The sequence below is a fragment of the Roseateles sp. genome, from assembly GCF_046300915.1.
Lineage (GTDB): Bacteria > Pseudomonadota > Gammaproteobacteria > Burkholderiales > Burkholderiaceae_C > Kinneretia.
Window position 1 is genome coordinate 1 of sequence record NZ_JBKCLH010000154.1, and the last position, 2,645, is coordinate 2,645.

General features: G+C 67.7%; 2 protein-coding genes. Both read left to right on the forward strand.

All coding sequences use genetic code 11. The features are described from left to right. Positions 1-2,036 (forward strand): putative bifunctional diguanylate cyclase/phosphodiesterase (locus ACK5F2_RS11880; protein ID WP_409864842.1); only part of this gene is annotated, 2,036 nt, incomplete at its 5' end. A gap of 191 nt (positions 2,037-2,227) precedes the next feature. After that, a complete protein-coding gene (locus ACK5F2_RS11885; RefSeq protein ID WP_409864843.1) occupies positions 2,228-2,569 on the forward strand; it encodes a DUF4148 domain-containing protein in 342 nt (113 codons plus the stop codon). Positions 2,570-2,645: the final 76 nt, after the last annotated feature.

Consider the following 2,645-nt stretch of genomic DNA (forward strand, 5'->3'; position numbering starts at 1 on the left):
GCGTATGGGACTGGGACTTGGCCAGCGGCCGCGCGCGCTTTGACGCGCGCTACTGCGCCATGCTGGGCGAGACGGCGCTGGAGCCCACGGTGCAGGGCTGGCACGAGCGCCTGCACCCGGACGATGCGCCCCTGGTGCAGACCTATGTGCAGCTGAGTATCGAGGGCGGCTCGGACCAGTACGAGGCCCAGTTCCGCATGCGCCATCGGGACGGGCACTGGATCTGGGTGCTCAGCAAGGGGCGGGTGATGGCGCGTGATGCCCAGGGGCGCGTGCTGCGCCTGGTGGGCACGCATCTGGACATCACGGAGCTGCGCGCGGGTCAGGACCGGCTGCACAGCCAGGCGCTCTACACCCAGGCCGTGCTGGAGCATATGGTGGACGGCGTGATCACCATCGACGCCCAGGGCCGGGTCGAGTCACTGAATCCGGCGGCTTGCGCCATGTTTGGCTACAAGGCGCATGAGCTGCTGGGGCGCAATGTCAGCATCTTGATGCCGGAGCATGACGCCCGCCAGCATGGGAGCTATATGTCCCGCTATCTGGCCGGCGGCGCCGCGCGCATCATTGGCAAGGGCCGGGATGTTGAGGGGCGGCGCGCCGATGGCAGTGTCTTCCCCATGAGCCTGGCGGTGTCGCGCATCGAGCACGAGGGCCGCACCCGCTTCATCGGCCTGACCCGCGACATCACCGAGCGCAAGCGTGCCGAGGCCGAGATCGAGCGTCTGGCCTTTTACGACGCGCTGACGGGCCTGCCCAACCGGCGCCTGCTGCTGGACCGCCTGCGCCAGGCCCTGGCGGCCAGCCGACGCAAGGCGCGGCGCGGCGCGGTGATGTTCATCGACATGGACAACTTCAAGTCCATCAACGACACCCTGGGTCATGGCATTGGCGACCGTCTGCTGCAGGACGTGGCGCGCCGCCTGCAAGCCGTGCTGCGGACCGACGACACGGTGGCGCGCTGGGGTGGGGACGAGTTCGTGGTGCTGCTGCAGGATCTGGGCGTTCAGCAGCAGGACGCGGTGCTGCATGCCGAGGCGGCGGCCGAGAAGCTGCTGCGCGTGCTGGGTCAGCCCTACACCCTGGACGGACAGCAGCACCACAGCACGCCCAGCATCGGCATCGTGCTCTGGGGCGAGGAGGGCGGCGACTGCGAGGAGCTGCTCAAGCATGCCGACCACGCCATGTACCAGGCCAAGTCCGCCGGGCGCAATCGCCTGTGCTTCTTCGACCCCGCCACCCAGGCGGCTATGGCCGAGCGCGCCCTGCTGGAGGCGGAGCTGCGCCGGGCCGTCGATCTGCAGCAGCTGGAGCTGCACTGCCAGCCCCAGGTGGCCCGGGACGGCCGCCTGATGGGTGGCGAGCTGCTGATGCGCTGGCGGCACGCAGAGCGGGGCTTCATCTCCCCTGCCCAGTTCATCCCCTTGGCCGAGCAGACCGGCCTGATCGCGCCCCTGGGCGAATGGGCCTTGCAGCAATGCTGCGCCTGGCTCACGCGCTGGACCGAGGATCCGGCGCTGGCCCCTTTGACCCTGGCCGTCAACCTCAGCGCCCTGCAGCTGCGCCAGAAGGGCTTTCTGGGCCTGATGCAGCAGCAGCTGGCGCGCAGCGCGGTGCCGGCCGGGCGTCTCAAGATCGAGCTGACCGAGAGTGCCCTGCTGGAGGACACCGAGGCCGTGATCCAGCTCATGGCCCAGCTGCGGGCCCTGGGGCTGCAGTTCTCGCTGGACGACTTCGGCACCGGCTACTCTTCGCTGGCCTACCTCAAGCGCCTGCCGCTGACCCAGCTCAAGATCGATCAGAGCTTTGTGCGCGACCTGCTGGAGGAGCCCAATGCCCGCGCCATTGCCCGGGCCATCATCCAGATGGGCGACAGCCTGGGCCTGGAGGTGATTGCCGAGGGGGTGGAGACCCGCGAACAGCGCGATCTGCTGGTCGAGCAGGGCTGTCACGCCTTCCAGGGCTGGTTCTATGGGCGCCCCATGCCCATCGCGGACTTTGAAGCGCTGGCGCGCACCTGGTCGAGCAAGGCTTGAGCGCTATTCGCCCTTTTGTTTGAATCCGCGCGGCTTGTCATGGATTCTTCTTATTCTTTGAATGGTCAATTCATGCTGGGCTAGTTTTTTACTTGGTGCTTGGTTTTTACAGTTACGGCCATGGACACGGTGATCGCAGGGCAGAGCGCCCGCAGCCGGTCCCGTCAACCGACCACCAAGGAGTACCCATCATGTTGAAGAAGCTGAGTGTTGTTGCCCTGTCCCTGATCGCCGCCAGCGCCGCCATGGCCCAGGGCCTGAGCCGGGAACAAGTCCTGGCCGAGCTGCAGCGCGCTCGCGCCGCCGGTGAAATCGCTCGTGTGGACAGCGAGAGCTACAGCCCGAGTGTGCGCAGCCTGGCCTCGACCAAGACCCGTGCCGAAGTCGTGGCTGAGCTGGAGCGTGCCCGTGCCACTGGCGAGCTGGCTGTGCTGAACAGCGACAACCCGAGCCAGGCCGAGCTGCAAGCCCTTCAGCGTGGCCAAGCCGCCGCCGCGGAGCGTCTGGCGGGTCAGCCCAAGCGCGCCCACTAAGCGCATCAGCCAGGCCGGTCCCATGGGGCGGGCCTGCGATGTGTGCAGACACAAAAAAAGCGGCTCCTCGGAGCCG